This window comes from Paenibacillus sp. AR247 (genome assembly GCF_002968895.1).
Lineage (GTDB): Bacteria > Bacillota > Bacilli > Paenibacillales > Paenibacillaceae > Paenibacillus_AQ > Paenibacillus_AQ favisporus.
This window is the reverse complement of the sequence record NZ_PCZT01000009.1, coordinates 1,820,421-1,821,765: the sequence shown is the minus strand read 5'-3', so window position 1 is coordinate 1,821,765 and position 1,345 is coordinate 1,820,421. Positions and strand designations below refer to the sequence as shown.

At 48.6% G+C, this 1,345-nt stretch carries 1 protein-coding gene and 1 pseudogene; both read left to right on the top strand.

What is annotated here, in order from left to right:
* On the top strand, positions 1 to 251 hold a 251-nt coding region (locus CPT76_RS38390), incomplete at its 5' end, for a hypothetical protein (RefSeq protein ID WP_219845433.1).
* Between the two features lie 501 nt (positions 252 to 752).
* A pseudogene (gene rsmD, locus CPT76_RS16850) lies at positions 753 to 1,345 on the top strand (16S rRNA (guanine(966)-N(2))-methyltransferase RsmD); the annotation flags it as partial.

Genomic DNA, 1,345 nt, shown 5'->3' with positions numbered 1-1,345 from the left:
AAAGTACAAAACTGATTAAGTGCTTTGAATACGGGGAATTAACCCGTGGGACCTACGACGAAATAATGGCCTGGATATTTCGGTCCAGTGACTATGAATTCGTAAATATTAATTGCACTTTATATGAAGCCCTTGATGACTTATCAATGGAGGGATGGGACTTGGTTTGTAAAGATGATCTCGTGTACATATTAAGAAAGCCAACGGAGAAAGAAGAGCCACAGCCAGATGTAGATGATGAAGAGGATTGAAGATATAAAGCTGCTCATTTATCACTGAGCGGCTTTATTTTTCATTAGTTGGTACCCAAATGGTACCCAATTAAGGTTTGTTTAACCTAATCCTTTGCAAAATCTAGACGTAAAACATTGATATACAAGGTGTTCTTGAACAATAAAATTGGGCGCCCCTTGCGGGACGCCCTCATGGGAGAGGAGAAACCGGACGAAGAGCTTATGGGGAAACGTAAGCTTACTCCGCGGTTGTCTACGACATTCGTTTGATGTCGATAATTTAAGCATTCCCAGGCAGAGATGTTTTATACATTGCTTTTCCAAAAAAGATGAAAAATCCCTCAAGGGCCATTTTTCAAACTTGCGGGGATTGTGGTACGATATCGTCATAATTGCGTATTCTGCAAAATTCGATATCCCTCGCGAAATTCGGGCATGATATGACGCCATAGGATGAAGAATAACGGAATACGGATCAAGTGAAACTGCGGTTTCATCGATAGAATGGGTGAAAAGCAAGTGAGAGTTGTTTCGGGAAGCGCAAAGGGCAGACCGCTGAAGGCAGTGCCGGGCATGGGTACCCGCCCAACGACCGATAAGGTCAAGGAAGCGATTTTCAGCATGATCGGGCCTTATTTTGACGGAGGGACCGTTCTCGATTTATTTGCGGGAACCGGGGGACTGGCGATCGAGGCGCTCAGCCGGGGCATGGAACGGGCAGTGCTCGTCGACATGGACCCGAAGAGCATTGAGACGATTCGGGCGAACCTCAAGGCGACCAAGATGGAGGGACAAGCGGAAGTGTACCGGAACGATGCGGTCCGTGCGCTGAAGGCGTTGGAAAAGCGCGGGCTGGTCCTGGACGCTGTTTTTCNGGATCCGCCGTACGAATGAAGACGGGGACGAGCTCATGCTCCTTATGCAGGACAAGCATATGCTGCGGCAAGGCGCGGTCATTGTTCTGGAGCATGAGTCAGGCTACGAATACCCCGCGAGTTCGGCTCGTTACCTGCATCCGGCATGCGGTGTACGGTGAAAACGGCCGTAATCGATCTATAGATACGAAGAACATACAGCGGATTCGTCAGATGACGATCCGCGGGCAGGAGGGC